General features: G+C 39.6%; 6 protein-coding genes and 2 pseudogenes. All 8 read left to right on the forward strand.

Annotated features, from left to right (window positions below; translation table 11 throughout):
- Positions 1-561 precede the first annotated feature (561 nt).
- Entirely contained in the window at positions 562-945 is a 384-nt protein-coding gene (locus LC574_RS21460) for a hypothetical protein (protein WP_229455505.1), read from the forward strand.
- A 202-nt stretch (positions 946-1,147) separates the two neighbouring features.
- Complete coding sequence (locus LC574_RS21465) at positions 1,148-1,477, forward strand: hypothetical protein (protein ID WP_229455507.1); 330 nt, start codon at positions 1,148-1,150, stop codon at positions 1,475-1,477.
- Between the two features lie 208 nt (positions 1,478-1,685).
- Positions 1,686-2,234 (forward strand): GIY-YIG nuclease family protein, encoded by a 549-nt coding sequence (locus tag LC574_RS21470; protein WP_229455508.1) that lies wholly within the window; start codon positions 1,686-1,688, stop codon positions 2,232-2,234.
- Between the two features lie 8 nt (positions 2,235-2,242).
- Entirely contained in the window at positions 2,243-2,431 is a 189-nt protein-coding gene (locus LC574_RS21475; RefSeq protein ID WP_229455509.1) for a hypothetical protein, read from the forward strand.
- Between the two features lie 521 nt (positions 2,432-2,952).
- On the forward strand, positions 2,953-3,558 hold the full coding sequence (locus tag LC574_RS21480) for a YARHG domain-containing protein (protein WP_306422147.1): 606 nt from the start codon (positions 2,953-2,955) through the stop codon (positions 3,556-3,558).
- Between the two features lie 802 nt (positions 3,559-4,360).
- Positions 4,361-4,720 (forward strand): Mo-dependent nitrogenase C-terminal domain-containing protein, encoded by a 360-nt coding sequence (locus LC574_RS21485; protein WP_229455510.1) that lies wholly within the window; start codon positions 4,361-4,363, stop codon positions 4,718-4,720.
- A gap of 22 nt (positions 4,721-4,742) precedes the next feature.
- Positions 4,743-5,016: pseudogene (locus LC574_RS21490) on the forward strand (cupin domain-containing protein).
- A gap of 695 nt (positions 5,017-5,711) precedes the next feature.
- Positions 5,712-6,306: pseudogene (locus LC574_RS21495) on the forward strand (creatininase family protein); the annotation flags it as partial.

The raw sequence follows: 6,306 nt of genomic DNA on the forward strand, positions 1-6,306 counted from the left end.
GGAAATCAAGGAATTTGGGAAATTACTATGCCAACGAGATGAAGCAAACTGCGTTACAGGAGTTTTGTTTTGGTTGCTTGGGCATGGTGGAAAACCATAAGTAACTACGCAAAATTAATTACAGTCATTGCGAGCGAAGCGAAGCAATCCCAGCCCTTGCGATTGCTTCATTTCGCTTCGCTGCATTCGCAATGACATTGTGTAATTAATTATGTTTACCTACTTACTTTTCATTACCTCGTTTGATAATTGAACTTACCAGACATCTGGTGAAATTAAATATGCGTTATCTAGAACCCTTGTAGAGACGTAGCAATGCTACGTCAAAACAATTCTTTTTCACCAGATGTCTATTTATTTAACGTGAGTTCGACAAACCCCTCCCTGCCTCCCCTGCTCAAGAACAGCCTGCCTTAACAGATAAATTTGCTTAACCCAAGCGTATTGGTTTTTAGGGCGGGTAGGACTGGTGTGGTAAGTACGTAAGCGCAGCTAGGCTATCGCTTTAGTACAATAGACCTCTTGCAAAAGTCCTAGATGTGTGGGACAAGTAGGTTAGAGTTGGGTAGCATTGATGACGTTGGAAAAAAGAGAGAGAGTACCTTACGTACTTCCAAACAAGCAAATGCTGTTGCTCAACAAGCAAATGCTGTTGCTCAACAAGTAAATGCTGTTGCTCAACAAGTAAATGCTGTTGCTCAACAAGTAAATGCTGTCGCTCAACAAGCAAATGCTGTTGCTCAACAAGCAAATGCTGTTGCTCAACAAGCAAATGCTGTTGCTCAACAAGCAAATGCTGTCGCTCAACAAGCAAATGCTGTCGCTCAACAAGCAAATGCTGTCGCTCAACAAGCAAATGCTGTCGCTCAACAAGCAAATGCTGTTGCTCAACAAGCAAATGCTGTCGCTCAACAAGCAAATGCTGTCGCTCAACCTGACTTTTGACAGGATGTGGAAAAGGGGATAGACTTTTGCAAAAATTCAAAGTCTTTGACGCCAGATGTAACCCTGCCTTAACGCTAAGAGCGAACAAGTCGGCACAGCCGCAAGGGCGCAGTGGCTCCTCCTTAAAGGAAGAGAGAAATAGAAGTGAGGTTTTTCAGATACCGTGAAAAATTAGAGTCGTTAATAGCTACCTATACAGAAAATGCCCCTTAAAATCGTCCAGAACTTTGATAGCAGTTTCACTCTTGAAGCACAAGCTCAAGAAACTTTATTCAATTTATTGACCAGCGAGGCTTTTTTAAACCAAATTTGTCAACAGTTGCGGTGTCAGCAAGTTAAATTTACAGAATTACTTTTCCAACCAGTTCCTTACAGCTTAACTACCATTAAAGGAATGCCAGCAGAATTTGAAAAGTATCATGAATCTGATGAATATGCCATCATCAACGTACCGCCAAATTTCATGTTTAGTGCTAAGATTTTTAAACCCAGTCGTCTTTGTGCAATTTATCAAAAAGTGGATAAAGGATAATTTTAAAGATAGTTTTTCTCTAATTAGCAATTCTCAATATAGTCAGGTACCGCTTAACCTCACCCCGATAAAGCTGTGCTTTATCTCCCCTCTCCTTACTAAGGAGAGGGGTTGGGGTGAGGTTTTGATATGATGTACTTCATGCACCTGGGAACCGCTATAGCAATTCTCAATTTTGAAGGCAAATAGTAAGTTTAATATTTGATGTATGGCTCTTGAAACAAATCTTTCTTCTTTGGCAGCCCTAGAATACATTCCTTACATTGACGATCGCGGCCAATTACCCGAACAATTTCAGGGTAAAATCGGGGTATATGCTATCTTTGACCAAGAAAAAGTGCTGCAATTTGTAGGATACTCCCGTGATGTTTACCTCAGCCTCAAACAGCATTTAGTCCGTCAGCCACAGCAATGCTATTCGGTCAAAGTTAAAACTATTGAGCGCCCTAGTCGCACAATTTTAGAAAATACTGAAAATGCTTGGATTGCTGAAAATGGCAGTGTCCCTTGGGGAAATGGGGATCAAAAGGAAAAATGGACTCATCCCATTGATGTCAAAGTCGTAATGACACCTGAAGAACAGGCAAATTATCACAATCCAGCTAATGATGAATTAGCACAAATAAAAATTATTAAAAATGTGGCGCGGAGAGTAGAAGCAGAAATTTCAACGCAATTATTAGAAGTGCGTGGTTTGCAAATGCAAATTCGCTTCAATCCGAAATTGAAAGAAGAAGGTTTACTAGATTTGAAGTGAAGGTAGTTTTGGGGAAAACTATCTTGAGAATATTGCTTGTAATCTCCCATGACAATACAGCTGCTGAACGATCGCTATCAAGTTATCCGCGCGATCGCTACCCCACAGCCAGAGCAATGCTGGATACTTTGCAGAGCATAGCAAATCCAATTCCACTGACGCAACCCCTGTTGACCGGACAATTCGCTTTTTCTTAGTTCGCTTTTTCGCCCATTGCGGACGTAATTGATAATTGATTCACCTTGGAGTCAGAGCAACTAATTTCAATTACGAAAAAAACCAAACACGTAGTATCAATATTCAGAGCAAGCGCTACAGTAAGCCACTGCGGTGGACGGGAACACCTGCATAAAGCAAGTGGCGTGCGTGGGGTATTATTACAGCAGTTTTCATGTATTTGAACCACATCTATCGTAGGGGTTTAGCAATGCTCATTGGTGTCAACTTAAGCTAAAAATCGCTTATCTGTTAACTTCCTCACCCGCCTTGGAATGAATTCCTTTGGCTTTTAGCTCAAGTCTACTGAAGTAGACTAAAAATTTTGACAGACTACTAGTCATCTTCAGATGACTTTTGCTATGAGCAAGGAACTTCAGTTCCTTGCGGGACATGGCTTTTACGTTAAGTTGACACGTATGAGCAATGCGCTTTACCCCTACCGCGTGGTCTATTTACCTGAAAATAGCTGTAATTGCGAATTGCGAATTGCGAATTGCAAATGACTCAAGCAACTGTAGTCTCTGCACCGCCACCTCAAACAGTGCCTGTCAAATCACAGCCTACCCCTCAAAGTAATAGTCAGAATAATATCCTCATCGGCAGTTTGATTTCAGGTGGGCTAATCGGTGCATCTGTGATTATTAGCCAAGTGTTACCAAAATCTTCTCAATCTACAGCAGACAAAACGGTGTTACCTTCACAAACACCGTCAACTGTCACAAGCCCCGTGATAGAAACTCCTAAATTTATACCAACCACCCCATTTCCGACTCAATCTACATCTTCGGTAAATATAATATCGCCAGATGCTACCACGGCTGTCAGCACTTATTTCTGGCTTTCCCAAAGACTTGTAACTGATACAGATTTGGATGGCAAAGACGGTTTGGAACTAGATATTATGCGAAATTCGATTTTTGCCAGTCACGGTCGCCGTTTTGATACTCCTGAATTACAAGATTACTTTAATAAGCAACCTTGGTATCACCCTATATATTCACCTAAAGCATTTCCACTTAAATTGCTGTCAAAATTAGAGCAACAAAATGTAGAGTATATCAGCAAATATCAAGATCGTTACGGCTTGAGATATTTTAATAAATAAGATTTTTGTGATTATACCATTTTTTTGTAATTAAACCATTTCACAAAATATCTGATATATATATAACGGTTCTCCTTTGCATAAATAAACTACTTTTTTAAACCTCACCCCCAACCCCTCTTCTTACCAAAATGAGGGGAGTATTTGCACGCCTCAAAACGGAATGAGATTCAGACTGTATTGCACCCAAGTCAGAAGCGCTATATTGGTAGGGGCATACTGCTGTACGCCCTTACACGCGATGCATTTATTGCAAAATATTCTTGTAAATGGTATAACTTCTAAGTATATTAGCTTGGACTTATCAAAGGATTTCTTGCTACTTATTAGATAATATCTAGGTTAGCTAGTGTAACATAGTAGACAGATTACTAGATATTTAATAGCCTCAAATTGCTGGATATTAGAAGCTAATCCTAGCGAAGTCTATATGGAGTCAGAGCTAAACTGTTTTTTTATTTCCCAAAGTCCATCTCTAGATACTAGGCAGTTTGAGAACCAGGCATTTATATTTAATATATAAGATTGCTATTTCCAGGATTAGCAATCCATAAGTTAAAGAAATGCCATTTTTATATTTTCTTTGTTATTTTGTATTTAACGGGACAGTTCTTCCTGATTTGGTGGGCTTAAATAACAATTAGTTAAACAATTTCCCCCCAAAGATGCATGTAAATTATTTGCCTTGTGCTTCTTTTCCTTCCTAATTTCCAAGCATAATGCAAATTGGTTAACAGATTACATGCTAATATTCTCAATCGGCAAATAGTTCATCTACACAAGGAAAACCTTGCCTACAACTATGCTTAAAACAATTAATCAGCGTATTTTTCTGCCTGCTTTTGTTAGCCCTTTAGAAGAAAAGAATCAAACAGCTAGTAAAAAGCGATTTGCTAGACCTAAATTAGATTTACTGCAACCATTACGTCAATGGCTGGACAAATTTGAGATTCAAAATCGGAAATTAGCCAAACTTATTGCTAAAGTGATTCCCGCCCAGTGTCCATTCGAGCGTGATCTCATGCTTTTTGGTCGCAAAATAGGGCATATTCCGCCAATGTGCAAACTTAATCCGCTTTATAACGAACTTGTCTACTTGCGTTTTCGCGCTTTGTGCTATTTAGTAGATCAGTGTGGAGAGGATATTCAATCCTACTGCTGAACATAACTAGAAAAAACACAATATGGAAATTAAAATTGAGCATCAACCTAAGACTTGAACGCCTCAATGAATTGGGTGTCTTTAAATGGGGAATTTGGAAAAAAGAAGTTTCAAAATTTCCTTGGACTTATGATTCTCAAGAAACTTGCTACTTTTTGGAAGGTGATGTTATTGTTACTCCTGATGGTGGACAGCCAGTGCAAATGGGTAAAGGCGATTTGGTGACTTTTCCTGCTGGTATGTCCTGCACATGGGAAATTACAAGGGATGTAAAAAAACATTATTACTTTGATTAGTCAACAGAAAAGATTGATCCCCGTTGTCTAGTTGATGATCCACAATACTAACATCTCACTACTCAATTTGGATTTCTACTATAAGGGGGTTCGCAGCGATTGTCGTAGGATAAAGTGGCATCGGTAAATTGCTTATATCCATATCTGTCGAAACTTGTTGCGACTCCATCCCCTAAACAATACTCATAGAAATAAATAGTCTCATTCCCTCCAAATTTGGCAGAAAGTTCTTGCCAGGTTGGTGGCTGATAACTAAAAATATAGTTGTAAAATTTTGCTGCTTCAGCTTGGTCGTAATTATAACTTCCTTGGTATTGAGAAAAATCAGTGTTAAAATTTAGTTTGATATATTTAACCTAACGCGCCTACATATTGCACTATTTTCCGTGTAGACCGTCATTAGTCATTAGTCATTAGTCATTAGTGTTTACCAATTGGACTTTGGATAAAGGACAAATGACAAATGACAAAGGACAACCTCACCAGTTGATGTGCAATCTTATTTGCGTAACAGCTTATAAATACTGTTGATGAGCAAAAATATTCCAGTTAATCCGATAAAAGTTTGGCAGAGATGATGGAATTTCATAGCGTCGCCACCACAGAAAATCCAGAGAGTTCATAATCAAATTAGTGGGAGTTTAGCAGAAAAAGGTTTCGTCCCACCGCAATTTTATTGAGGAAATTCATCAAAAATGTTACTGCATTTAAGTACTTGGCAAGAAGTCGAAGCTTATTTACAGCAGTCAAAGGGGATTATTTTCCCTATTGGTTCCACAGAACAACATGGGCCAACAGGGTTAATTGGCACTGATGCCATTTGTGCAGAAGCGATCGCAGCTGGTGTAGGTGATGCAACTGGCGCGATCGTTGGCCCTACAATCAATGTGGGGATGGCACTGCACCATACTGCCTTTCCTGGCACAATCAGTCTGCGTCCCAGCACTTTAATTCAAGTAGTGCGAGATTATGTAACTTGTTTAGCCAAAGCTGGTTTTAGCAAGTTCTACTTTATTAACGGACATGGTGGTAATATCGCCACTCTGAAAGCTGCTTTTTCAGAAACTTACGCGCATTTAGAAGATTTGCAGATTCCCAATGCTCAACATATGCAATGTCAAGTGGCAAACTGGTTTATGTGCGGTTCTGTATATAAGCTAGCTAAAGAAATATAGGGGGATCAAGAAGGTTCTCATGCAACGCCAAGTGCGGTAGCCGTGACGCAGGACGCATATCAAGAGGCGATTAAGCAAGCGCCCCTTTCACCAGAAGTTGCACGCGGACACAGGA

The organism is Nostoc sp. CHAB 5715 (assembly GCF_020829685.1).
In the GTDB taxonomy this organism is placed as follows: Bacteria; Cyanobacteriota; Cyanobacteriia; order Cyanobacteriales; family Nostocaceae; genus Nostoc.